Annotated in this window: 20 protein-coding genes and 2 pseudogenes; 8 read left to right on the top strand and 14 right to left on the bottom strand. The window is 62.5% G+C overall.

Translation table 11 applies throughout. The features are described 5' to 3' along the window. Positions 1-75 precede the first annotated feature (75 nt). From GGQ67_RS02800 to GGQ67_RS02775, 6 genes are all read right to left on the bottom strand, one after another. Positions 76-717, bottom strand: coding sequence for a TetR family transcriptional regulator (locus tag GGQ67_RS02800; protein WP_183898641.1), 642 nt, complete (start codon positions 715-717; stop codon positions 76-78). A gap of 88 nt (positions 718-805) precedes the next feature. Next, entirely contained in the window at positions 806-2422 is a 1617-nt protein-coding gene (locus GGQ67_RS02795) for an FGGY-family carbohydrate kinase (protein WP_183898640.1), read from the bottom strand. A 61-nt stretch (positions 2423-2483) separates the two neighbouring features. Continuing rightward, a complete protein-coding gene (locus tag GGQ67_RS02790) occupies positions 2484-3212 on the bottom strand; it encodes an SDR family oxidoreductase (RefSeq protein WP_183898639.1) in 729 nt (242 codons plus the stop codon). Positions 3213-3234: 22 nt separating this feature from the next. Continuing rightward, positions 3235-4497, bottom strand: a complete 1263-nt coding sequence (locus GGQ67_RS02785; protein ID WP_183898638.1) for a sugar ABC transporter permease — start codon at positions 4495-4497, stop codon at positions 3235-3237. After that, positions 4494-5315: an ATP-binding cassette domain-containing protein gene (locus tag GGQ67_RS02780; protein ID WP_037179379.1), complete on the bottom strand. Its 822-nt coding sequence runs from the start codon at positions 5313-5315 to the stop codon at positions 4494-4496. The genes GGQ67_RS02785 and GGQ67_RS02780 overlap by 4 nt, the downstream gene beginning before the upstream one ends. 69 nt (positions 5316-5384) lie before the next feature. After that, a complete protein-coding gene (locus GGQ67_RS02775) occupies positions 5385-6431 on the bottom strand; it encodes an ABC transporter substrate-binding protein (RefSeq protein ID WP_183898637.1) in 1047 nt (348 codons plus the stop codon). A 264-nt stretch (positions 6432-6695) separates the two neighbouring features. Between GGQ67_RS02775 and GGQ67_RS02770 the strand changes: the two genes are divergently transcribed. Next, a complete protein-coding gene (locus GGQ67_RS02770; RefSeq protein ID WP_183898636.1) occupies positions 6696-7706 on the top strand; it encodes a LacI family DNA-binding transcriptional regulator in 1011 nt (336 codons plus the stop codon). A 59-nt stretch (positions 7707-7765) separates the two neighbouring features. Here GGQ67_RS02770 and GGQ67_RS25635 read toward each other — a convergent pair. Beyond that, a pseudogene (locus GGQ67_RS25635) lies at positions 7766-8770 on the bottom strand (ThuA domain-containing protein). On the opposite strand from GGQ67_RS25635, the pseudogene GGQ67_RS25215 reads away from it, so the two are divergent. Beyond that, positions 8759-9153: pseudogene (locus GGQ67_RS25215) on the top strand (ROK family protein); the annotation flags it as partial. The pseudogenes GGQ67_RS25635 and GGQ67_RS25215 sit on opposite strands and share 12 nt — an antisense overlap. A gap of 154 nt (positions 9154-9307) precedes the next feature. Here GGQ67_RS25215 and GGQ67_RS02755 read toward each other — a convergent pair. From GGQ67_RS02755 to GGQ67_RS02725, 7 genes are all read right to left on the bottom strand, one after another. Next, positions 9308-10177: a D-psicose 3-epimerase gene (locus tag GGQ67_RS02755; protein WP_183898635.1), complete on the bottom strand. Its 870-nt coding sequence runs from the start codon at positions 10175-10177 to the stop codon at positions 9308-9310. Positions 10178-10281: 104 nt separating this feature from the next. Further along, positions 10282-10926, bottom strand: coding sequence for a nucleoside/nucleotide kinase family protein (locus tag GGQ67_RS02750; protein ID WP_183898634.1), 645 nt, complete (start codon positions 10924-10926; stop codon positions 10282-10284). Positions 10927-10956: 30 nt separating this feature from the next. Beyond that, complete coding sequence (locus tag GGQ67_RS02745) at positions 10957-11817, bottom strand: TIM barrel protein (RefSeq protein ID WP_183898633.1); 861 nt, start codon at positions 11815-11817, stop codon at positions 10957-10959. Between the two features lie 3 nt (positions 11818-11820). Continuing rightward, complete coding sequence (locus GGQ67_RS02740) at positions 11821-12816, bottom strand: ABC transporter permease (RefSeq protein ID WP_183898632.1); 996 nt, start codon at positions 12814-12816, stop codon at positions 11821-11823. Then, positions 12813-13829, bottom strand: coding sequence for an ABC transporter permease (locus GGQ67_RS02735; RefSeq protein WP_183898631.1), 1017 nt, complete (start codon positions 13827-13829; stop codon positions 12813-12815). The genes GGQ67_RS02740 and GGQ67_RS02735 overlap by 4 nt, the downstream gene beginning before the upstream one ends. Continuing rightward, the gene (locus GGQ67_RS02730; protein WP_183898630.1) at positions 13822-15312 is read right to left on the bottom strand and encodes a sugar ABC transporter ATP-binding protein; all 1491 of its coding nucleotides are present in this window, start codon (positions 15310-15312) and stop codon (positions 13822-13824) included. Before GGQ67_RS02730 ends, GGQ67_RS02735 begins: the two co-directional genes overlap by 8 nt. 112 nt (positions 15313-15424) lie before the next feature. After that, the gene (locus GGQ67_RS02725) at positions 15425-16399 is read right to left on the bottom strand and encodes an autoinducer 2 ABC transporter substrate-binding protein (RefSeq protein WP_183898629.1); all 975 of its coding nucleotides are present in this window, start codon (positions 16397-16399) and stop codon (positions 15425-15427) included. A gap of 243 nt (positions 16400-16642) precedes the next feature. Between GGQ67_RS02725 and GGQ67_RS02720 the strand changes: the two genes are divergently transcribed. From GGQ67_RS02720 to GGQ67_RS02695, 6 genes are all read left to right on the top strand, one after another. Beyond that, positions 16643-17740 carry a LacI family DNA-binding transcriptional regulator gene (locus GGQ67_RS02720; RefSeq protein ID WP_183898628.1) on the top strand — a complete coding sequence of 366 codons (1098 nt, stop codon included), beginning with the start codon at positions 16643-16645 and terminating at the stop codon, positions 17738-17740. A 157-nt stretch (positions 17741-17897) separates the two neighbouring features. After that, on the top strand, positions 17898-18755 hold the full coding sequence (locus GGQ67_RS02715; RefSeq protein WP_183898627.1) for a MurR/RpiR family transcriptional regulator: 858 nt from the start codon (positions 17898-17900) through the stop codon (positions 18753-18755). A gap of 80 nt (positions 18756-18835) precedes the next feature. Next, on the top strand, positions 18836-19948 hold the full coding sequence (locus tag GGQ67_RS02710) for an ABC transporter substrate-binding protein (RefSeq protein WP_183898626.1): 1113 nt from the start codon (positions 18836-18838) through the stop codon (positions 19946-19948). 179 nt (positions 19949-20127) lie between these two features. Continuing rightward, entirely contained in the window at positions 20128-21855 is a 1728-nt protein-coding gene (locus tag GGQ67_RS02705) for an ABC transporter permease (protein WP_183898625.1), read from the top strand. A 9-nt stretch (positions 21856-21864) separates the two neighbouring features. Continuing rightward, positions 21865-22905, top strand: coding sequence for an ATP-binding cassette domain-containing protein (locus GGQ67_RS02700; RefSeq protein WP_183898624.1), 1041 nt, complete (start codon positions 21865-21867; stop codon positions 22903-22905). Beyond that, complete coding sequence (locus GGQ67_RS02695) at positions 22902-23501, top strand: histidine phosphatase family protein (protein ID WP_183898623.1); 600 nt, start codon at positions 22902-22904, stop codon at positions 23499-23501. Before GGQ67_RS02700 ends, GGQ67_RS02695 begins: the two co-directional genes overlap by 4 nt. Positions 23502-23725: the final 224 nt, after the last annotated feature.

The following is a 23725-nucleotide window of genomic DNA, read 5'->3' as shown; positions in this document are numbered from 1 at the left end:
CAGGAGGATCGATAGGAGCGGTTTGTTTCCCGGTCGTGACGGATTTCGAATGCCGTTCGAATTGTGGGAGGCAGGTCAGATCGGCTTGCGAAACATCGGCGCGATCACCTCCGTCATCCGGGCTATGACCAGCTCGGGATCGTCGAGATTCATGCTGAAGTTGGTGAGAAGCTCGGTCCTCGACCGCGAACGCGTCACCTGCGAGCGGATGCCGAGCGCGCAATTGAGGCGCCAGCCGATTTCGACGTCGTCGAGCCAGGGCGCGATCCGTTTCAGGTGCGGGATAAAGGCGCGGTGGTGTTCGACGTTGCCGGTGATCCGGCGATGATGCGGCGCTTCCTCGCGGTGCGTTTTCACCATCGACGTGAAATGCGACAGCACTGCATAGCTCGAACTGGGATCGAGGCTCCAGCGGATGGAAGGACCGACAAGGGCCGCGATGATCTCCGCCAGATCGGCGGGCTCCGGCGCGCGACGGTCGACGGCCTTCCGAAGCAGGCTGAGACGTTCGGCGTTCAGCCGGCGATAAACGCGCTCGGCCACGGCGGAAATCAGCGCTTCCTGCGATCCGAAGTGATAGACAATCGCGGACGGCGTCGCATGCGCCTCGATGGCGATGCGCCGCGCCGTCAGGTCGTCCACCGTTTCGGATTCGCAGAGCAGATGCTCGCAGGCATCCATCAGCCTTATGGCAGTAAGATTGGCGCGACCGTGCATGCGTCACTCCCCGATTGGCACAATTCTATGCCCGGTTCGTGTACGGTGGATGACAACTTGAACGCCACGCGCTCTCCTTCACAGGCTGTCAGCAATCCCGCACTTGCTGGCCCAACAGCTGCAGCAGCTTGAAAGCGTCATATCTTTTCCGGTGAATATCGGCCGTCGCGCCCGCTGCCGGCGTGAACGTTCCGTCGACCATCGTCAACATGGACATCGCTTCGCGGACATCGCGGTAACTGCCGCTGGCGACAGCGCCGAGGATCGCCGCGCCCAGCAAGACCGGTTCATCAGCCGACGTTGCGACGAGGGGCTTGCCACAGGCGTCCGCCAGGAGCTGACGGACAAAGTCTTGCTGCCCGGCCCCGCCGCTGATGACGACGGTATCGATCTCGACACCCGCCTCCGCCTGCGCGTCGATGATCTGCCTGAGGCCGTAACCGATGCCGTAGAGCCCCGCCACATAGAGCCGGACGAGGCTGTCGATATCGCGCTCCATGTCGAGGCCTGCGATGAGCGCGCGGGCGTGCGGATCGGCAAGAGGCGCACGGTTGCCCAGGAACTCGGGGACGACGTGGAGACCTGTCACGAGCGAGATCGCGTCGTCCCCCGCCGCGTCGGCGGCGAGGTCGGCAAGCATGACGGGAAGCGGTTGGCCCTTGTCTTTTGCGATCCCTGTCGCTTCGGCGGCTGCGGGATGAAATGAGAGAAGCTGTTCGATCGCCGCGCCGGCGGCACTCTGCCCGCCTTCGTTGAGCCAGAGCCCCGGAACCATCGCCGAATAGTAAGGCCCCCAAACGCCCTGCACGAAGGCCGGTTCGACGGTCGATGTCATCGTGCACGACGAGGTGCCGAAGACATAGCCGAGATTGGCCGTCGGCCCGCCGCCGAAGCCGACCGTCCCGATCCCGCCGGCATGCGCATCGATCAATCCGGCCGCAACCGCCGTCCCCGGCAGCAGCCCGAGTTCTGCCGCTGCAACCGACGTCAGGCCGCCGCCAAGCGCCGAGCCCGGCTCGACGATCGTCTGGCCGATGCGGGCAAACCCTTCTTTGGCCAGTGAGCCGAGACCAATCTCTTCGAAATATGTCGGGTCCCAGCGCTGCTCATGGGCGAGATAGGTCCATTTGCAGGTTACCGTGCAGGTGGATCGCGACAGGTCGCCGGTGGCGCGCCAGGTCAGGAAGTCGGCGAGGTCGAAGAACTGCCAGGCCGCGTCGAACACGTCGGGCCGGTTCTCCTTCAGCCATAGCAGCTTGGGCGTCTCCATCTCCGGAGAGATGCGGCCGCCGACATAGCGCAGCACCGCATGGCCGAAGGCATTGATCCGCTCCGCCTGGGAAACCGCCCTGTGATCCATCCAGACGATGATGTTGCGCTCCGGGTCCTCGGATGGGCCGACGGGCAAAGGCTTGCCCTGATCACCGAGGACGACCAGCGAGCAGGTGGCGTCGAAGCCCAATCCGACGATCGCCTCCGGGGTCACCCCGGCATCGGAAATGGACTGACGCACCGCCTCGCAGACCGCCCGCCAGATTTCGTTGCTCGACTGTTCGACGATCGATCCCACCTCGCGGTAAAGCGAGATGTCGCGCTTGGCGGAGGCCAGCATCCGTCCTCCAAGATCGAACACTCCCGCGCGCGCGCTTCCGGTGCCGACGTCAACGCCGATCACGTAGCGCGGTGTTTGGACTTCGTCGCTCATGGTCTCTCATCTTTCTGGCATGAATGGCTGACGCCCGCGCACCGCGCGGACCTCACTGTATCTAGAGGTCGACGCTGTTGGGGAGGATCACCAGGTCGCGGATGGTGACGTTGCGCGGCCGCGACAGCATGAAGAGCACGCAGTCGGCGACTTCCTTGGGCTGCATCAGGCTTCCATTGGCGAGCGCCTCTTCCATCTTCGCCTTCGGCCAGTCATCGAGCAGCGCGGTGACGACAGGACCCGGCAGGACGGCGCCGACACGCACGCCGTGCTGAGCGACCTGGCGGCGCGTCGAATGCACGAAGGCCTGCACCGCGAATTTCGACGCGGTGTAGATCGGCTCCCAGACCACGGGGACGACGCCAGCGATCGAGCTGGTGAACAGGATGTCGCCCGACTTCTGGGCAATCATGTGCGGCAGCACGGCATGCACGGAGCGGAAGGCGGCGTTGATGTTGAGTTTGAGCATCCGATCCCAGGCATCCGGATCGCCTTCCGCGACCGGCCCGCCGATATACGCACCGGCATTGGCGTGGAAGATGTCGAGCCTGCCGGCGATCTCCAGAATCCGGGGAAGAATGCCCGAGAGTTGCTTGCCGTCTAGCAGATCGACGACGAGAGGGAATGCACGCTCGCCGAACTCCCCACAGATTTCATCCAGTCTGTCCTTGGCGCGGTCGATGAGCACGACGGTCGCACCTTCGGCGTGCAATGTGCGGGCGCATTCGAGGCCGATGCCGGAGGCCGAACCGGTGATGGCGGCGACTTTGCCTTTCATGAGGTCGGTCATGAATTTACTCCTTGAAGTTTGATCAGGCGCGGCCGTGGCTGACGCGGGAACGGCGGGCAAGCGAATCGACGATGACGGCAATGGCGAGAACGCCGCCCGTGATCATGTAGCGCAACGAAGAACTGAGGTTGAGCAGCGTCAGGCCATTGGAAATCGCCTGGATGACGATGATCCCGAGCAGCGCGGAATAGGCGCTGCCACGCCCGCCGAAGAGGCTCGTCCCGCCGATGACGGCGGCGGCGATAGCGTTGAGGTTGACGTCACCGGTGCCGGCCTGCTGGCTCGACGAGGCAAGGCGCGAGGCCGACAGGATGCCGCCGATGGTCGCGAGCGTCGAGCAAAGCACGAAGGCGCTGAGATAGATGCGGCGAACATTGATGCCGGCGCGCCGTGCTGCTTCGCGATTGCCGCCGACAGCGAACATCGAGCGCCCCCATTGGGTGCGCGTCAGCCCATAGTTCAGGACCACAGCGATGGCGACGAACAGGCCGAACATCCACGGAATGCCCCGACCGAGGTTGAGATAATAGACCGCGAATTCAAGGGCCGCGGTCAGCACGACGGCCTTGATCGCTGTCGCGGCGAAAGGCTGCGAGGACAGATTGACGGCGGCGCGCTGCTGGCGGGTCCGCAGGCCCTTGGCGATGATCACGGCGCCCGGAACCAGAGCGAGCAGATAAGACAGCCAGTCGGGCATCACCAGGATCTGGCCGAAGCGGACCAGCGGGGATGCATAGGGAAGGTTGATGCTGCCGCTCGGGCCGAGGATATAGAGCTGCATGCCGAGCAGCGCCAGCAGGCCGGCGAGCGTGGCGACGAAGCTCGGCATTCCGAGCCGGTTGTAGAGCACGGCGTAGACGGTCCCGATGACCGCGCCGGCCGCGATGGCGGCGATGATCGCAACCGCGAACGGGACGCCGTTGTTCACCCAGAGAACACCGAGAATGGCGGACGACAGGCCGCTCATCGAACCGACGGAGAGATCGATCTCGCCGAGCATCAACACACACACGATGCCGAGCGAAATGATCCCGACCGTCGCGCAGTCGAAGAGAAGGTTGACGAGGTTGTTGGGTGCGAGAAACACCGGATTGAGCAGCGAGAAGACCGTGGAGATGACGATCAGCCCGACCGCGACGGGAAGCATGCCGAGGTCGCCTGATTTGACGCGATCGATGAAGGCCCCGACCATCGCCATCATGCTGTCGTCATGGCGGACGCGTTCGTCGCTGCGGTCGAGCGTCGTGGCTGGCGCGAGTGTTGTATCGGATGGTTTCTGGCTCATGCCGGTCTCCCGCTGTTTTCCTGTGCCGTGCCTGTCTTGCGCTCGATACGGCGCGAGACGGAGTTTTCCGTGGCACCCGTGATCGAGGCCACGAGTTCCTGATTGGAGGCATCGGGCGTGAAGACGCCGTTGTTCCTGCCCAACCGCAACACGACGATGCGATCGGCGACGGCGCGGACGTCTTCCATGTTGTGGCTGATGATGATGACGCCGAGGCCCCGGTCGCGGACGCGCTCGATGAGATTGAGCACCTCGGCCGTCTGCGCGACGCCGAGAGCCGCCGTCGGCTCGTCGAGCATGATGATCTTCGGATTGAGGAGAAGCGATCTGGCGATCGCCACCGTCTGGCGCTGGCCACCCGACAGCGAGGCGATCGGCTCCCTGACGGAGGGGATGCGCGCGGCCAGTTCTCTCAGCAGCGTCCAGGCGCGAACTTCCATCGCGACCTCGTCGAGCGCCCAAGGGGAGAGCTCATGCCCGAGAAACAGGTTGGCGACGACGTCGAGGTTCTCGCAGAGCGCCAGGTCCTGAAACACGGTGGCGATGCCAAGCTCCAGCGCCTTGCCGGGGCTGTCGAGCGAAACACTCTGGCCGCAGAATTCGATCGAGCCGGAAGAAGGTTGATGAACCCCCGCCAGCACCTTGACCAGCGTCGACTTGCCGGCGCCGTTATCTCCCACCAGGGCGACGACCTCGCCCGCCTTGACGTCCAGTTCGATATCGGTCAGTGCCGAGACGGCACCGAAGTTCTTCGACACGTTTCGCAGTCGCAGGATGGGCTGCCCGCGCTCCGGTACATTGCTTGCTGTGGTGCTCATGGCTTAAGGCCTTTGTACGTCCTTGAGAAACCGGCCGCACGCTGTGCGGCCGGAGTGGCGGATCAGCTCTTAGTTGCCGATGCCGAGCTTCTTGCAGCCTTCGGCATATTCACCGGTGCAGATCTGCTCGGGCGTCTGGATCTTCTTGTCGAAGATTTCCGCCTTGATGTTCTCCGCTGTGACGACGGCCGGGATGAAGAGCTGCGACGGCGTGTTGTAGAGCGTCGTCTTGGCTTCCGGCTTCTCGCCCTTGATGAGCTGGACCGCCACCTGTGCCGCCGCGGCCGCTACGATCTCGGAGGGCTTGGAGATCGTGTTGTACTGGTCGCCCGAAATGATGAGCTGCAGTGCCGCGATCGTCGCATCGTTGCCGGTAACAGGCGGAACGGGATTGACGCCCGCCGCCTTGAACGCGGCGATCGCGCCGCCGCCGGTGCCGTCATTGGCGGCAACCACGCCCTTGATATCGGCGCCGAAGCGCGTGATCTGGCCGGCTGCCCATTCCTGCGCCTTCGGCGGCGCCCATTCCGGCGTGTCGAATTCGGCCAGCGTCTTGTACTTGGACTCCTTCAGGCCGCGATGGATGCCGTCGCGAATGAGGCCGGCGGCCGCGTCGGTCGGCGAGCCGTTGATCTCAAGCACGCCGGCTCCGTCAGGCACGCCCGCTTTTTTCAGATGCTCGACAAGCGACTTGGCGATGGCGTAGCCGATGCCTTCATTGTCGAAGGAGACGTAGAAGTCGGCCGGCTTGTCGGGAATGGGGCGATCATAGGCGATGACCTTGACGTCCTGGGACTGGGCGAGTTCCACGAGGCCAGCGGCCGCGGCGGAGTCGACCGGGTCGAGCACGACGACCTTGGCGCCCTGCGCGATCACCGAGTTGAACTGCTGCTGCTGCAACGACGCGTCGCCATTGGCGTTCTGATAGACGACGGTGCACTTCGCGCACAGTTTGTCCATTTCGGCCTTGAAGCCCGGAAAATCGTGCTGCTCATAGCGAGTCGATGCCTGATCGGGCATCAGGAACGCCACCGTGGACGCTTCCTGGGCGAATGCTGCTCCGCCAAGCGCGATCAGCATGGTCGCCGATGCCAGGGAAAGTTTGCGATAGGTCATGTTCTCCTCCTTAATTGACCAACGACAAGGTTCGGCCATTGCCGCAACATCGGCCTGACGCGCGATGCGTCATCGCCCCAAGCCGCGGCTCGACGAGAGCCGCTCGGCCAGGAGGACCACCAATAGCTGCGAAATCACCTCCCGGTACCAGCCTCCTAGCTGGCACGTATCATCGATTGAGCTCATTTGCTCAATCGATGAAGCTAGATTTGCCACTTCTCTCGTTTGATGTCAAGTTAGCGCCCGATACAGGAGATGAGAATTTTGAGTCTGGACAAGCAGCAGAAGCGCACGACGATTTACGATCTTGCTGAACTCGCGGGTACTTCCGCGAGCGCGGTCAGCGTTGTCCTGAACGGAAACTGGAAAAAGCGACGCATCAGCAAGCAGCTCGCCGAGAAGATAATGCGCATCGCCGAGGAGCAGGGTTACGCGCTCAACATGCAGGCCAGTCTCCTGCGCCGCGACAAGTCGCACATCATCGGCATGATCGTTCCCAAATACGACAACCGCTATTTCGGCTCGATCGTCGAGCTGTTCGAGACCATGGCGCGCGACAAGGGCCTCTTCCCACTCATCACCTGCACACGGCGCGACCCGGCACTCGAAATCGAGGCCGCTCGAGCGATGCTGTCGTATCAGGTGGACTGCGTGATCGCGACAGGTGCCACGGACCCCGACAGGATCACCGAGCTTTGCGCCGCGGCCGGCGTGCGCACGATCAACCTCGACCTGCCCGGCAAGCTCGCCCCGTCTGTCATTTCCGACAATTTCGCGGGCGCCCGGGAGCTGACGCGGAGAATTCTCGCCAGTTGCCAACAGCGGTTTGGCTCGATGGAGCCGCTGATGTTCATCGGCGGTCGCGGCGGCGATCACAACACGATGGAACGCCTGAGGGGCTTTCGCCAGGCGCATGCGGACCACGGCATAGATATCGGTGACGACAGGGTCATCGCCTGCGGCTACGCCCCCGAAAAGGCGCAGAACGCGCTTCAGGAGCGCGCCGCCAGCGGTCTGCCGTTTTCGAGAGGCATGTTCGTCAATTCGACGATCACCCTTGAAGGTGTCCTGCGCTGGGTGCGGCTTGCCGGACCTGTCGGCGAACAGGACGTCGCCCTCGGCTGCTTCGACTACGATCCGCTCGTGGCCCTCCTCGGCGACAACATCGAGATGGTGCGCCAGGACGTACCGGCCATGCTGGCCAGAATGTTCGAGCTGATCGAACGCGGAAGCTTCGAGCCTAGCGTATCCGAAATTCCGCCGGTTCTAAGGTAAGCGCATCGCAGCCACGCGCTTACCGGCCTCTCACCCATCCGAGATGGCTGCCACACCCCTTACCTTGCGGCCCAGAGGGCGCCGCGCCTGAATATCTCATACATCTGCGGCACATCGAACTCCTTGGCGGCATGGCCGAGCGACGAGTAAAAGACACGGCCTTTGCCATACCTGCGCTTCCAGACGACGGGCATGGTGACGCCATCGATCCAGTATGCATGTTCGCCAGTGAAAGTCGTCATCGCCAGAACCTCGTTCGACGGGTCGACATGCATGTAATATTGCTCGGATCTGTAGGGAAAATCAGTTATATCCGCCATAAGGGGATCGTCCGGGCGCGTGACGTTGACGGTGTAGTCGATGATGTTGCCGGGATGGGCAACCCACTGACCGCCGACGATAAACTGATACTCAACGCATTCGCGGAAGCTGTCGCCAGCGCCGCCATGATAGCCGGCAAAGCCAACACCACTCTCGATCGCCTGCGCGAGACCCTTTACCTCGTCTTTCTCGATCCTCGACATGGTCACGATCGGCACGATGAGACTGAAATCCCGCAGATCTTAGCTGGCGAATATGCTCGTCGTCGGCTCGACCATGACGTCGAACCCCTCCTTCACAAGGAGATCCCTGACGATAGTCGAGCATTGCTGGGGCTCGTGGCCTTCCCAGCCGCCCCAGACGATCAGCGCGTTACGCATCGTTTTTTCCTCCTGAGTGTTACTTGCCGAGCAGGACACTTCGGCGATGATACCGTTCGGGAAGCGCAGGACGGCCGCACTCCATTCGTCGACGCCGGTCGAACCGAGATGGCCGACCGCGAAAACCTGATCCGGCTCGATGATGCCATGCGGTTCGCCGATGCCGGCGACGAGCCGCGCCATCGAGACCGGATAGCCGCCGACATCGAGAATGCCGCCGCCGGCAAGATCATTGGCAAACAGCCGATGATCCCTCTCGAACGGCTTTGCGAAGCCGAAGTTCGACTTGATCATGCGGACGTCGCCGATCGCCTTGTCCTTCAGGAGCGCGATCAGCTTCAGCGTCAGCGGATGGCTTACCACTCCGAGGCGGCGGTCGTGCAGCGCTGGCGCGAGGCGACGGGGGGCGAGACAAGGGGCCAACGGAGTTGCGCAGCGCGCTTGCAGCGGCAGATCCCGTCGTCGTCGGCCTCGTCGAGGAGGCGGGCCGCTCGATCGGAACGGCGCTCGCCAATATCACCAACATCACCGATCCGGAGGTCATCGTTGCCGGCGGAGAGGCTGTCTCCCTGGGCGATCACTTCCTGCGCCCGCTTCGGCATGCACTCGCCGAGGGGGCTTTCCGATCACCGCCTCCCCTGCTGCTGGACTGGAAGGACAACTCCTGGGCGCGCGGCGCCGCGGCTCTCGTAACGCAACGCATGTTCGACTTTGAACTATCGGGAGGGGTCACCAGCAGGAATTGAGCTCACCTGGCGCCGGCCGGCAGGACGGAGCAGCCCTTGGCCTGCTTTCCCGTTCCGCCGGCAGCCCCGACCCGCGCGAGCCGATCCAGACCCCTATCACCCCTCATTCCGCTCGACGTGACATCGGGCTTCGGTCGGGATGGCACAGTCGATCTCAGCCTCCGAGCACGAAACGCGAGAACGCGAGAGAATTGCGCGCATCCTCGTCCATCTTGGCCTCGTCCGCGCCATCCGTGAGATCGCGCCACACGCGAATATCGGACCCGATCGTGCCACCGGTCTTGACGAACGGCTCCATCACGACGGCACCTGTGTAGTTTATCTCACGCAGCGCGAGGCCGATTTCGTGCCACGGAATCCTGCCCTTTCCGGGTACGCGGCGGTTGCTTTCACCGGTGTGGAAATGCCCGAGCAGCGGTCCGGCTGTACGGATGGCATCGCCGAAGCTGTCTTCTTCGATGTTCATATGGAAGGTGTCGAGCATCACCTTGACGTTCGGCTTGCCGACGTCCTTCACGAAGGCAACACCTTCAGCGGCGGTGTTCAGCACATGGTTTTCAAACCGGTTCAGCACCTCGATGCAAAGGTTGATACCAAGGTTGTTCGCGAAGTCCGCGATCCCGTGAATGCCTTCGACACCGCGCGCACGGTCGCCGACCTTGTCGACCGGCTGCGAATAGTCGACCGGCCAGTAGGAGTGCAGCGCGCCGCCGATCGACTTGATGTCAAGCTTGGCGACGTTCGCAAGCGTCTGCTCGAAGAAGGCCTTGCCGGCCTTGCGCACGTCGGCATCGGGCGATGACAGGTTCTTCGTCTTGGAAGGACCGATACCGGCCGTCAGGATGATGCCGTTGTCCTTGGCGCTTTGCTTGATCGCCGCGAGGTCGGCATCGCTGTATTCGTTGATATGATGCGCGGCGACTTCGATCACGTCGAACCCGAGCTTCGCCACCTTCTCGACGTAAGGGCCGAACTTCGCGCTCCATTCGTGTTCCCAGTAGGAGTAGTAGATACCGTGTTTCATAAGAGCCTCCTTGAGGTTTCAGCTATCTTTGGTTGGTGGCGGGCAGGCGGAAGGCACCGACGAAGACGGTGACAGCCGCAATGCATCAGGTCCGACGTCGCGAATTAGTTGTTGTCGATGCGTCGGTCGGGCTCGGCGCTGCCCGATATGATGGCAAGGCCATTCGGCAGATCGTTCTCTTCGACCTTGCGATTGATTTCCTTTGGATCGAGACCATAGGACCGCCAACGGTGCTGGAGCCGTTTGCGCAGATTGTCCTCGCTGACATCGACAAAGACCGTGAAGTCGAAAATCGGCTTGAGCCTGTCCCATGGCGCCTGGCGGGAAAGCAGGTAATTCCCCTCGCAGACGATAATCTCGGTCGCCTGGGGGATCAGACTTCCACCGGCTCGGGCGATCTCGATCGATCGATCGAAGACGGGAACGGCAACGACGTCGTCTTCGTTGGCCTTGAGCCGCTCCAGCATTCGACGAAACCCGTGGGCGTCGAACGTATCGATGGCCCCCTTGAACGGCCGCCGGCCCATCTTTTCCAGGACGATGTCATCGTAGTGATAGCCATCCATAGGGAACAGAGCCGCGTTGATCCGATTATCTTCGAGGCCCTGCACGACCTTTTCGGCAAGCGTCGACTTTCCCGATCCGGGAGCGCCGGCGATGGCGACAAGAACCCGCCTGCCGCCATTTCGCGACAGACGCTCAGCGGCGACCGCGGCGATCTCGCTCGCGTTTTCATCGATTTTGCTCAAGGAATTCCTCCCTTCCATCCGGCCTCACGCCTATGCGCCGAAGTCCTTCATTCCATATTGCGCCGCCTTGCCGCGCAGGAACGAGAGACCGTCTCCCATGACTTCCTCTTCGTCGCGGGCCACAGGACGCCATGTCGAGATATCGCCGGCCATCTCTTTCGGCATGCCGACGAAGCTTTCGAGAACCAGAGCGCCTTTGAAGCCGATTGCCGAAAGCGCGACGAAGATCGGATCCCATGGCACGTTGCCGGCACCGGGGGCACCGCGATCGCTTTCCGACATATGCATGTACTTCAGGTGATCACGTGCCGCGAGGATGCCGTTGGCGGCGCCCTTTTCCTCCATGTTCATGTGGAACGTGTCGAGATGCACGAACACGTTGTCCATTCCGATCCGCTCGACCAGCGCCACGGCCTGCGCCGCGGTATTGATGAGATGGTTTTCGTATCGGTTCACGGCCTCGATGCCGAGTTGAATGCCCCTGGACTTCGCCCGTCTCGCCGCCGCTTCCAGCGCACGGGCCACATTGTCGTACTCCGCCTGAGTTGGCAGTGATCCGGTTCGCTCATTGGTGCCGCCGAAGGTCACGCCGGTGAGAGCCTCGGCGCCCATCTCGGCCGCCTTGTCGATTGCCGTCTCCAGGTGGAGGATCGCCGCGTCGGGTCGCCGCGACGCCCATGCCGGCTCGGGCAGAACAAGCGAGCAGGCTGCCCTGATATTATGCTTCTCGAGAAGAGCGCGCGTGTACCCGGCGTCAACCGACGGCGCATCGAGCAGCGGGATTTCAATGAAACCCAGCTGGTACTTCCTTGCGCCGGCAATGGCCCGCTCTGCGCCCGCGTGGTCCCACGTCATGGCCCACATGCTTGCGTGAATTCCAAAACCCTGCACGGTTCATCCCTTCTTTTTATGTGAGGCCATGTAGGCCGAAACGATGGTTCTCGCGGCCATGACGACGATCATCAGAACGCCCCATAGCGCGGTCGCGAGATGTTGATTGGCGCCCATCAGGTTGAGACCGGACGACAGGAGCTGGAGCACGATCAGCGCAACGAAGACCGGCAGCACGCGTCCGAAGCCACCGAAAGGATTGATCCCGCCCAGGAACGCGGCCAGCACCGTGATCAGCAGGTAGGACTCGCCGTGTCCGACGCGGACGGAGTTGAAGCGAGCGAGCATGATCACGCCAGCGACCGCGCACATCATGCCGGACAGCGTATAGACGAGGACCAGGATGCGGCGCGTGTTCAGACCGGAATACTGGGCCGCCTCGATGTTCGAGCCGATCATCAACAACCCGAAGCCCAGCTTGAAGCGCGTCAGCAGCAGCTGCCACAGGCCGACGCAAACGATGAAGATCAACAGCGGGATCGGCAGGCCGAATATCTGTCCGTGGCCGATCGGAGCGATGAAGTTCGGGAAGCCGGAGACGTCACCGCCACGCGTGAGGAACTCGCCGAGGCCACGCAGGAAGATCATCATGGACAGCGTCACGAGGATCGGATGGGCGCGCGTATAGGCGATCGCCGCTCCGGTCATCAGACCCGCCGCGCCGCCGGTGGCCAGCGCTGCCAGAACACCGAGCAGGAAGGCGGACGGAGGCGCATCGACCCCGCCGTAGGACTGCATCACCCAGGCCGCCGCAAGCCCCGACAGGTTCGCGGTGAATGTGACCGACAGGTTGATGCCGCCGGTCAGAAGCGGAAGCAGCATCGCAAGCGTGAGCAGGCCGAGTTCGGGCAGCTGGAAGGCGACGGAGCCGAATGTCGCGGCGGAGATGAAGTTGTTGGCTGCAAGACCGAAGATGATCATCACGGCCAGGAAGGCGATGGCCGGCCCTGCCATGTCCGCGCCGAAGGTGGCATTGAACCGTTGAGCGATGGCTTTCATCGGTGTGTGCTCCCCCTTCTGGCGCCGCCCTTGGCAAGGAACGGCAGCAGCTTGTCGATACGTGCGGATGAGAGCGTGATGGCGACGAGAATGATCGCACCTACGATCATCTTGAACGCGAATGGCGAGACGCCCATCAGGTTCAGGCCGTTCTGGGTGATGGAGACCATCAGCACTCCCAGCACGCAGCCGATGACCGAACCCTTTCCACCCCCGAGCCGAGCCCCACCGAGAACCGTCGCCGCGAGAACGTCGAGTTCACGGCCGTAGAGAGCATTCGGAACGACTTCCTCGGCGTAGTGGGCCTGCATCAGTCCGGCGATACCGGCCATCAGCCCGAGCCAGCCGAACGAAATGTAGTGCATGGCCCCGATATTGATGCCGAAGCGGCGTGCGCCCTCGGGATTGTCGCCAAATGCGTAAAGCTGGCGGCCAATGGTCGTGCGGGAGATCATGAACCAGGTCGCGACGCAGCAGACGATCATGACGACGACCGGCAGGGTGAGCTCCACCCATGAGCCGTCCGCCATCTCGTGCTCATAGAAGACAACCCGCGTCGTCAGCCATTCCGGCAGGTCGTAGATCGACACGCCCTTGGTGAAGAACATCAGAAGCCCGAAGAAGATGTTGAAGGTCGAGATCGTCGCGACGATCGAGATGATGTGCAGTCGGTAGACCAGCGCCGCGTTGATCAAGCCGAGCCCGATGCCGATCGCGCCGGCGATGATGAAACCCTCGGCCCAGTTTCCACCCCCCAGTGCGCCGAGCGCAAGGGCGGTCACGTACTGGACGACCGACGCGGCAACGGCGAAGGAAATGTCGATCCCGCCCGAAATCAGGACCACGAGCAGCCCGACGGCAAAGATGATGTTGACGGCCGAGACGTTCAGCACGTCAAATGCGTTCGAGACGGTAAAAAACCGATCCGTCTGAAAAGACAGAACGACGCAAAGAACGACCATGACCGCCAGAAGCGTGAATTCCGTCGTGTGTCCCAGGATCAATCTACGCATAGACGGCGGCCTCCAGTTCGGCGAGCGACACGTTTCTAGGGTCGTAGGTCGCGTGGATCTTGCCTTCCACCATGTGGACGATGCGGTCGGCGTTGAAGAAGACCTCGGGTGGTTCGTCCGAGATCAGAATGATCGCCAGTCCCTGCGCCGCCAATTTGCGCACGATCTCGAAGATCCCGGCGCGGGCGCCAACATCGACGCCGACGGTCGGAGCATCGAGGATCAGAATCTTGGGGCCGATGGCCAGCCACTTCGCGATCGCGACGCGCTGCTGGTTGCCGCCGGAGAGCGTTCGAATGGGGTCATCCGGCGTGCCGATCTTGACACCGAGCGCCTTGATCCAATGATCGACGACGCTTGCCTTCCTGGCGGGAGAGATCATTCCGCCCGACAGGAGTTTGTCGAGCGATGCCATCACCAGGTTGTCGGCAATTGATTGCGGCTGGTTCAGGCCAAGCGACAAGCGGTCTTCCGAGAGGTAGGCGACGCCCGCGCGAATGGCATCCCGGTTGGAGCCGAAGCTCACGCGCTTGCCCTCGATCGAAATTTCACCGGCCTGCGGGCGATGCATTCCGAAAATCGTCAGCGCAAGCTCGGTGCGGCCGGCACCAAGCAGGCCGGTAATTCCAAGCGTCTCGCCGCGCCTGAGGTCGAACGTGATGTCCTCGAACTCGCCGGCGCGCGTGAGCCCGCGCACGGACAGCACAACGCTTGCGTCGTCATGGTCGGCAGCGATCACCGAGCTGTCGAAATTCCGTCCCGTCATCAGTTCCGTCACGCGGGATTGGGTCATCCCTTCGACAGGGAACACGCCAACGAGCGCGCCATCGCGAAGGACCGTCATACGGTCGGAAATCTCGAGGACTTCCGCGAGGCGATGGGAAACGAAGACGACGGCGACACCGGATGCCGACAGATGCCGGACGATGTCGATCAGGTAGTCCGTCTCGGACTGGGTCAGCGATGCCGTCGGCTCATCCATGAAAACCAGCCGAGCCTCGCCGACCAGTGCGCGCGCGATGGCGACGATCTGACGTTGCGCGATCGGCAGTTCCTTGAGCGGCTTATGGAGGTCCAGGCTGACCCCGAGACGCGCAAGCGCCTTCTCGGCCGCGTCTTCGATCTTGCGCTTGTCAACGAGGCCGTACTTGCCGTTGACCGCGTACTGAAAGCCGATGTTTTCGGCGACGGACATCTCCGGGAAAAGCGCGAGGTCCTGCCAGATGACTTGAATTCCCAGCGACTGTGCGAGCGTCGGCGTCATCGCACCGATCGGCTGGCCGTCGAAGAAGAACTCGGCACCGTCCTGTGGTTTGTAGACGCCGGTGATGACCTTGATCAGAGTGCTCTTGCCGCAGCCATTTTCGCCTGCCAGGCAATGGACCTCGCCGGGATTGACCTCGAACGAAACACCTTTCAGGGCGCGGACGCCGCCGAAGGTGACCTTGATGTTTTTCAGTGAAAGGAGCGGTTGAGCGCTCATAGCATATCTCCCTGATCAGCCGCCGGTGGCGGGGTGCGCAGGTGCCGGTAGATTTTAGTTGGAGGTCGCGAGGAGTATGCTCCCCGCGACCCAGGCCTGGGCTTGGGGAGGATCAGAGGCCCATGGCAACCAGCTTGTCGATGCTATCCTTGTTGATGGCCAAGAGCTGGTCGACGATGATCGTGTTGCCCTCGGGATTGATTTTCCCGAGACCTTCGATGTCATCGCCCGCCTTGGGAACTTCACCCTTGGAAATACGATCCGCGAGCGTCACGAAGACCTCGCCGGCCTGCTTGGGATTCCACATGAAGCCGCCTGTGAGCGCGCCCGATTTGATGAGCTTCGCGCCTTGGCCCGGCGAGAACGGACCGATGACGAATACCTTCCCGTCCTTGCGGCGCTCTTCGACCGCGCGGCCAGCGCCGATCGGACCCTGCGACCCGAAGGCGAGGAAGCCCTTGAGGTCAGCATTCGCAGCCATGAGGTCGAGGGCGGTGGAACGGCTCTTGTCGACATCCTCGGCCACGCCGTAGCGGTCGCCAACGAGTTTCATGTCGGGATAGTTGGCCTTGATGTAGGCGATCGCCGCATCAGCCCAGGCGTTGTGCAGCGGAACGGTTAACGAACCGACGAATACCGCGTAGGAGCCCTTGCCGCCCATCTTTTCCGCGAGAAGCTTGCCGTGCGCTTCGCCGAAGCCCTTGGCGGAAGCCAGTTCGAAATCCCAGTCCGCGCCGACCTGCTTGGGTGATTCATGAGTAATGACCTTGATGCCGGCTTCCTGGGCCTTCTTGAGAACCGGCTCCAGCACCTTGGCGTCGTTCGGTACGACGCCAATATAGTCAACTTTCTGGGCGATCAGGTCTTCGATCGCGCGAACCTGAAGAGCCGGATCGGCGCTGGTCGGACCGACCATGAAGCCTTCGACACCGAGCTTGCTGCTCTGCTCCTTGATCCCCGCCTCCATGGCATTGAACCACGGGATACCGCCGATCTTCACGACAACACCGATCTTCGGCCCAGCGAAGGCGGTGGATGCAAGAAGCGTCAGCGAGAGGCCGAGCGTGACTGCGAGCATTCTCTTCATGGATTTCTCTCCTCCGATACTGACAAAGGAGATGCACCACACGAGCACCATGCCTGTGTGCTAAGCGCTTTCGGCTCCATGACAGAACCTCCTCCCTTGCCGCTTTCCTCAAAGCTACCATTTTGTGCACAATCGTTATTTCTTTCTTGCACAATCGATGGTGCAATAAACATATCATTAATAAGCCTTTCGTCAAGAGGCTCGATTGTTCTAAATAGCGAAGACCAGCGAGGAGATTCGTGGATGTCGGAAAAAGAACAAAAGAAAGCAACGATTTACGATTTGTCGCAGGTATCCGGCGCGTCCCCGTCGACTGTCAGCGCGGTCCTCAACGGCACCTGGCGAAAGCGCCGCATCTCCGAGGAAACGGCTGAAAAAATCATGTCGCTGGCCAAAGCGCACCGCTATACGGCCAATCTTCAGGCCCGGGCATTGCGAAGCTCACGATCTGGTCTGACGGGCCTTCTCATACCCGTTTACGACACCCGATTTTTTTCTTCGATGGCCCAGACATTCGAGGCAAAGGCGCGACAGCGAGGACTGGTGCCGATGGTGGTTTCCGGCCGGCGCGACCCGGAAGAGGAACGGCGTACCGTCGAATCGTTGATCGCATACTCCATCGATTCGCTCTTCGTCGCTGGCGCGACGGACCCAGACGGCGTTCATCAAGCCTGTCTCAGAGCAGGAATTCCTCACGTAAACATCGACTTGCCCGGCAAATACGCTCCATCGATCATCTCCGCCAACCGCCATGGCGCGGAGCTACTGACGACCGCGATCATTCGACACGCCGAGCGAGTGGGGCCGCTGACCGCTGACGAGGTGTTCTTTTTCGGCGGGCGCGACGACCATGCGAGCCGCGACCGCGTGATCGGCTTTCACGCGGTGAAGCAATCGATCTTCGGCAGCGACATCGCGAAAGACGATATCGAGACCACCGGCTATTCTCCCGGCATGACCGCGCTGGCCTTCGAGCGCTTCTATGAAAAGCATGGCCGGCTGCCCCGCTGCTTCTTCGTCAACTCGTCGATCAATTTCGAAGGGCTCCTGCGCTTCATGGGACGCCACGATGGCGAGGCCTTCGGGGATATCGTGGTGGGGTGTTTCGACTACGATCCCTTCGGATCGTTCCTTCCCTTCCCGGTCTACATGATCAAGCCGGATGTTTCGGAGATGCTCGACCGAGGCTTCGATCTGCTGGAAGAAGAAAATGCGCAGCCGCAGATCATCATGATCGAACCGCAACTCGTTCCTCCGCGAACAGCCTTGGAAGGGCCTCTCGACGCGATAAAGGACCCCTCGCCGACGACAGAACGTCCGGCCGTTCCATCGAAGATATGAATTGCGGTGGCTTCGGTCCCCGCGTGGCCGGCCACCGGTCGTGATCGGTCGGACAGACGATGAATCTCGCGGCCGCCTGGCCGTTTCCCGCGGCCGAGTTGATTTTGTTTCGATGTCGCGATAGCCGGTAGGTCAAAGCAAAACGCACGGGACCATCATGTCAAAGGTTGACCTTCGCAAGTCGGTTGTGGAACGCGTGCAGGCCGTGGCCGGCAGCCTGACCTCGACGGAACAACGGCTGATCTCGGAGTTGTTGAAGGCGCCGCGCGACGTGGCGATCGGCACCTCGAGCGAATTCGCCAACAGGTTGGGCGTGCATGAGGCGACGACGTCCCGCCTTGCCCGCAAGCTCGGCTTCGTCTCCTATGCCGAGTTCCGTGACCAACTGCGCCGTGAATTTCTGAAGGTTTCCGATCCGGCCGAGCGCATTTCCGCGACGCTCAGCGACGCCCGCGCCCAAGGCTTTCTGCCGCTCCTGGTGGCGAGCGAACTGTCGGCGCTGACGGCCATGACCGACCACATCAGCGACGCCCGCATTCTGGAGGCGGCCGAGAAGCTCGACCGGCGGCGGGTATTCATCTACGGGCACGGCAACGCCGAGGTTCTGTCCGTGCTGATGGAACGGCGGCTGCGGCGGCTGGGCATTGACATCCACCCGCTTTCGGGCAGCCCGCGTGATCTCGCCGAGCAGATGCTGCCCCTCTCGGAAAGCGATGCCCTCCTCCTCTTCGCCTTCCGCCGGCAGCCACCGGACTATGAACGGCTGATGCAGGTGGCGGCCGAGGCCAGGGCGAAGACCGTGGTGATTTCCGGCACGATCGGCCCGTCGCTCACGCCCAGCCCGGATGTGCTGCTTTCCGCCCCTCGCGCGGGCATGCCCGACAGCTTTCAGACGCTGACGGTGCCGATGGCGATCTGCAATGCCATCATCCTCGCCTTGGCGGCGCGGCGCGGTCCCGAAGCGCTCGCCACCCTGGACCGTCTGGGTGAGCTGATCGCAAGATTCGAGAGCTGATTTGCAAGAAAACTTGCACGTCATAAAATCGTCGCAAGAAAACACTACACGTGGCCAGACCCAACAACGGAGCCACATCCATGCGCCGCGTCCTGATTGCAACCGCAGCCTTCCTGATGACCACCGCCGCCTTCGCGCAAGAACTCGACACCAAGTCCGCCGCTGACCTGCTGCCGCAGGCCAAACAGGAAGGCAAGGTGACGGTCTACGCCTTCACCAGCCGTATCGGCCGGGTCGAGAAGGCGTTTGAAGCCGCTTATCCCGGCATAGACATGGTCACCTTCGACATGTCGTCCACCGAGCAGATCGCCCGCATCAAGAGCGAGGCGCAGGCCGGCTTGCCGGGCGCCGACGTGATCTATATTTCCGACGCGCCGGTCGTCCTGACCGAGCTTTTTGCCAACAAGCTGGTTGCGCCTTACGTGCCGCCGCGCGTCGCGGGCGACCTTGCGGATGCCTTCAAATCGCCGCTTCTGGCCCAGCGCCTGTCCACCAAGGTTCTGATGTATAACGAAGAGGCCTATCCCGAGGGTTCGCCGGTCAAGAACCTCTGGGACCTGACCAAGCCGGAATGGAAGGGCCGCGTGATCATGGTCGATCCGCTGCAGCGCGGCGACTATCTCGACCTGATGACCGAGATCGTGTTGAAATCCGACGAGATGGCCACAGCCTATGAATCCGCGTTTGGCAAGAAGATCGCACTGACGGACGGCAACGAGAACGCCGGCCAGCAGTTCATCACCGACCTTTTCGCCAATGACCTCGTCCTGGTCGGTTCCACCGACGACGTGAACAAGGCGATCGGCGCAAAGGGCCAGACGAAGCCGCCGATCGGCTTCACCAGCTATTCCGACCGTCGTGACAACGACGATGAAGGCTGGGCTCTGCAGGTGGCAAACGACGTTGCCCCGTCCAACGGTATCGTTTTCCCGGCACTGCTGGCGCTCAATCCAAAGCCGGCGAACCCCGCTGCGGCGCGCCTCGCGGTCGATTTCATGATGGGTGACGAAAGCGAAAACGGCGGCGAAGGCTTCAAGCCCTTCTACGTGGCCGGCGACTGGGCGACCCGCTCCGATATCAAGCCGCACAAGGACGCCATTCCGCTCGCCGATTTCAAGGGCTGGCAGATGGCGCCCGAAGAAACCGCGAAAATCCGTGCACAGGTGGCGGACTTTATTCTTGCGCTGCAGTGACGTTTTCGACCGGAGATGGGCGGTTGGGCCGCCTGTCTCCTCTGTTTCTGAACGCGGTTCTGATCGCTACCAGCGGTGAGCACGCCTGTCTTTGGTCTCCGGTTGGCGCCTGACATTCAAATACAGACAACACAACAGCGCGGGCGGCACAGCCCTGCCCTCGTTATCCGGAGCAACACATGAAATCCCCGCTCGGACCGATCGGTTCAGCATTCGGCAAGCGCGGCCTGACACTGATCATGGCGCTGGTGCTTGTCGTGCTGGTGGCGGCGCCGCTCGCCACCATTCTCGTGCAGACGCTTTATCCGTCATCCGCCGCCTGGGGCGATGTTCTGGCAAGCCGTCTGTCGCAAAACCTGTTCTGGCGGCCGACCGTCAACACCATGATCATCGGCCTCGCCGTGGCTGCCGGTTGCGTGTTGCTCGGCGGCTTTCTCGCCTGGCTGGTGGTGATGACCGACATGCCCGGCCGGCCGGCCATCGCCTTCATGGCGACGCTGCCTTTCATGATCCCGAGTTTTGCGACCGCGCTTGCCTGGGGCACGCTCTTCCGCAACGGCCGCGTCGGCGGCGGCGGCGGCCTTCTGGAGGGCCTTGGCTTTGCCGTGCCCGACTGGCTGTCCTGGGGCATGACACCGACCATCGCCGTGCTGATCGCCCAATATTATGCGCTGGCTTTCACCGTAATCGCGGCGGCGCTCGCCACCGTGAACGGCGATCTCGTCGAAGCCGCCCAGATGACCGGAGCCTCGCGCAAGCGCATATTGTTCGGCATCGTGTTTCCGGTCGTCACTCCCGCCGTCATCGCCGCCGGTTCGCTGGCATTCGCCGCCGCGGTTTCCAATTTCGCCGCCCCCGCCCTGCTTGGCCTGCCTGTGCGCATGCAGACGCTCTCGACCCGCCTGTTCGGCATGATCGAGATCGGCCAGACGGAGCGCGGATACGTTCTCGCCATCCTCCTGATCGGCATATCCGCCATCTTTCTGGGCCTCGGCAATCGTGTGCTTGCCGGCCGCCGCAGCTTTGCGACGATCGGCGGGAAAGGTGCGCGTCCGCGCCGTTTCGCCCTCGGCGGCGCGCGTCTGCCGCTGACGGTCACCGCCTGGATCGTGTGCATTCTCACGACGATCCTGCCGATCCTTCTGCTGGTGGCGGCCAGCCTTGCACCTTCGTCGCTTGCGCTTTTCTCCGACTGGACTCTGCATTACTGGATCGGACGCCCCGATCCGGCCTTCGCCCGCGGCCAACCTGGCATCTTTTACAATCCGCAGCTTCTCTCGGCACTCACTACCACGCTGGGGCTCGGCATGGCGGTGGCGTTCGCCTCCAACGTGATCGGCATCCTGATCGCGGTCGCGCTTACACGGCAGAAGGTTCCTGTGCTGAGCAGTCTCGTATCGCAACTGAGCTTTCTGCCGATGCTGCTGCCCGGCATCGCCTTCGCGGCCGCCTATATCGCGCTTTACGGCGCACCGATCGGCCCGCTGCCGGCGCTTTACGGCACCAAGCTTCTGCTTGGCCTGGCCCTGACGGCGGCCACGCTGCCCTTCGCCGTGCAGACCGGACGGGCGACGATCTCGCAGATATCGGGCGATATCGACGAGGCGGCGCGCATGACCGGCGCCGGCTTCCTTCGCAGGCTCGGCGCCATCACGCTTCCGCTTGCCGCGCGAGGTCTCACCGCCGGACTGCTGATTGCCTTCGTCAACGTCATCGGCGACCTGACGATCACCATCCTTCTCTACACACCGACGTCGCCGCCTCTGGCAGTCCTGTCCTATTCCTATGCATCCGACGGGTTCTACCAGTTCGCCAATGCGGTCACGCTCGTCATCCTGATCATTTCCATGCTGGCCACCGGCGCCGCCACGCTTCTGCGCGGTCCACGCCGTCAGTCCTTTACGTGAGGTCGCGCCGTGATTTCCCTCGACCGGATCACAAAATCCTTCGGCAATTCCGATGCCGTTTCCAATGTCAGTTTCTCCGTGCCGGAAGGTTCGTTTCTGGTTCTGCTCGGCCCTTCCGGCTGCGGCAAAAGCACGATGCTGCGCATGCTGGCCGGTCTCGACCAGCCGACATCCGGCAAAATGCGGTTTGGCGACACGCTGGTGGCCGATGGTGAGGCGGGCTTTTCGCTGCCGCCGGCGGACCGCAATGCCGGTCTGGTGTTCCAGTCCTATGCGCTGTGGCCGCATATGACGGTGTCCGGCAATATCGAATGGCCGCTGAAGGTGGCGAAACTGCCGACAGAAGAACGCCGCGCGCGCGTTCTCGAAGCCATGGAAATGCTCGACATCGAAAAGCTCGCCAACCGTTATCCGGGCGAGATTTCCGGCGGCCAGCAGCAGCGCGTGGCGCTGGCGCGCATGATCGCGCCGCGGCCGAAAGTGATGCTGTTCGATGAGCCGCTTTCCAACCTTGATGCCACCTTGCGCGTGGAAATGCGCTTCGAGCTTCTGAAGGTCCACGCCGCCACGGGAGCAACCGCCGTCTACGTGACCCACGATCAGGTGGAGGCGATGACGATGGCGACGCATGTGGCCGTGATGAACAATGGCCGTATCGAGCAGTTCGACGCGCCGGACAGGTTGCTGGCCGAGCCGGCTTCGGCCTTCGTCGCCGGTTTCGTCGGCACCCCGGCCGCCAACCTGATCCCGATCGAGAACGGCAACTGGTTCGGCACCATGCCCGATCCGCTGCTGCGTGATCATTCCGGCCACGCGATGGTACGGGCCGAACAGATCACGCTGGCCGACGAGGTAGGTCCGCGCACATTCGATGCCGTTCTGGCCGAAGTGGTGCCGATGGCCGGCCGGCTTCTCGTGACCGGTATCGTCAACGGCACTCGCATCACCGCCGTCTCCGACCAGGTGGCTCGCCCCTCGGGCAGGCTGCGCTTTCGATTGCCGACGGCGCCGGCCGCAATTTTCGACAAACAGGGAACACGGATTTCATGAAACGCATCCTTCTGGTTCGCCACGGCGAAAGCGAATGGAACGCCATCCGCCGCCTGCAGGGACAGGCCGATATCGACCTTTCGGAGCGCGGCAGGGAGCAGGCACGCGCGCTGGCGCCAATGGTTGCGAGCTTCAGGCCTGGACTGGTGATGACGTCGGATCTGAAACGTGCCGTGCAGACCGCCGCTTTGCTTGGCTACCCAGAGGCGGGCCATGAGCCGATGTTGCGTGAGCAGGATGTCGGCACCTGGACTGGCGCCGAGATTGCCCATCTGATGGCCAATGCGCCGGCCGCCTATGCCGGTTGGCGAGCTGGAACTTTCGCGCCGGAGAACGGCGAGATCTGGGCCGATTTTCGTGCCCGTATCGCGCGCGTAATCGAAAAGGCGCTCGCGGCGGAGGCCGATACCATTCTGATGGTTTGCCACGGCGGCGTCATTCGGGCAGCCCTCGACGGCACACTTGGATTGGCGCCTGCCCGCATCATTCCCGTTGGTCCGGCAAGCCTGACCATCCTTGCATTTCCAAAGGGCGAAGCGCGGCTTGAGGTGTTCAACACAACTGCCTTCGCACCGGTCATAGATGCACCCGACTGACGATCCGAAGCTTCAGTGGCAGGTCGGTCACCGCGAAGGTGCGCGAGAACAAAGTCGCGTGATCCGGACTATTTTCTCCCAATCCCTCGATTACGCATCGCGACGCGCGAGCCATGCTCGTCGATTGGCGACGGCAAGCTCCACGTCATCAAGCCGCGCGGCCCCGACGGCCTTCCTGCGCCGTCGCGCTCAGGGCTGACATTCCATCGCAAGGCGCAGAAACG

Origin of the sequence: Rhizobium metallidurans (assembly GCF_014196505.1) — a bacterium.
Classification (GTDB): Bacteria; Pseudomonadota; Alphaproteobacteria; order Rhizobiales; family Rhizobiaceae; genus Rhizobium; species Rhizobium metallidurans.
This window is presented reverse-complemented; position numbering and strand designations above follow the sequence as displayed.

Bases quoted from the DNA above. Each gene is read 5' to 3' on its own strand.
- GGQ67_RS02800 (WP_183898641.1), bottom strand. From the start codon at position 717: ATGCACGGTCGCGCCAATCTTACTGCCATAAGGCTGATGGATGCCTGC.
- GGQ67_RS02795 (WP_183898640.1), bottom strand. From the start codon at position 2,422: ATGAGCGACGAAGTCCAAACACCGCGCTACGTGATCGGCGTTGACGTC.
- GGQ67_RS02790 (WP_183898639.1), bottom strand. From the start codon at position 3,212: ATGACCGACCTCATGAAAGGCAAAGTCGCCGCCATCACCGGTTCGGCC.
- GGQ67_RS02785 (WP_183898638.1), bottom strand. From the start codon at position 4,497: ATGAGCCAGAAACCATCCGATACAACACTCGCGCCAGCCACGACGCTC.
- GGQ67_RS02780 (WP_037179379.1), bottom strand. From the start codon at position 5,315: ATGAGCACCACAGCAAGCAATGTACCGGAGCGCGGGCAGCCCATCCTG.
- GGQ67_RS02775 (WP_183898637.1), bottom strand. From the start codon at position 6,431: ATGACCTATCGCAAACTTTCCCTGGCATCGGCGACCATGCTGATCGCG.
- GGQ67_RS02755 (WP_183898635.1), bottom strand. From the start codon at position 10,177: ATGAAACACGGTATCTACTACTCCTACTGGGAACACGAATGGAGCGCG.
- GGQ67_RS02740 (WP_183898632.1), bottom strand. From the start codon at position 12,816: ATGAAAGCCATCGCTCAACGGTTCAATGCCACCTTCGGCGCGGACATG.
- GGQ67_RS02735 (WP_183898631.1), bottom strand. From the start codon at position 13,829: ATGCGTAGATTGATCCTGGGACACACGACGGAATTCACGCTTCTGGCG.
- GGQ67_RS02730 (WP_183898630.1), bottom strand. From the start codon at position 15,312: ATGAGCGCTCAACCGCTCCTTTCACTGAAAAACATCAAGGTCACCTTC.
- GGQ67_RS02725 (WP_183898629.1), bottom strand. From the start codon at position 16,399: ATGAAGAGAATGCTCGCAGTCACGCTCGGCCTCTCGCTGACGCTTCTT.
- GGQ67_RS02720 (WP_183898628.1), top strand. From the start codon at position 16,643: ATGTCGGAAAAAGAACAAAAGAAAGCAACGATTTACGATTTGTCGCAG.
- GGQ67_RS02715 (WP_183898627.1), top strand. From the start codon at position 17,898: ATGTCAAAGGTTGACCTTCGCAAGTCGGTTGTGGAACGCGTGCAGGCC.
- GGQ67_RS02710 (WP_183898626.1), top strand. From the start codon at position 18,836: ATGCGCCGCGTCCTGATTGCAACCGCAGCCTTCCTGATGACCACCGCC.
- GGQ67_RS02705 (WP_183898625.1), top strand. From the start codon at position 20,128: ATGAAATCCCCGCTCGGACCGATCGGTTCAGCATTCGGCAAGCGCGGC.
- GGQ67_RS02695 (WP_183898623.1), top strand. From the start codon at position 22,902: ATGAAACGCATCCTTCTGGTTCGCCACGGCGAAAGCGAATGGAACGCC.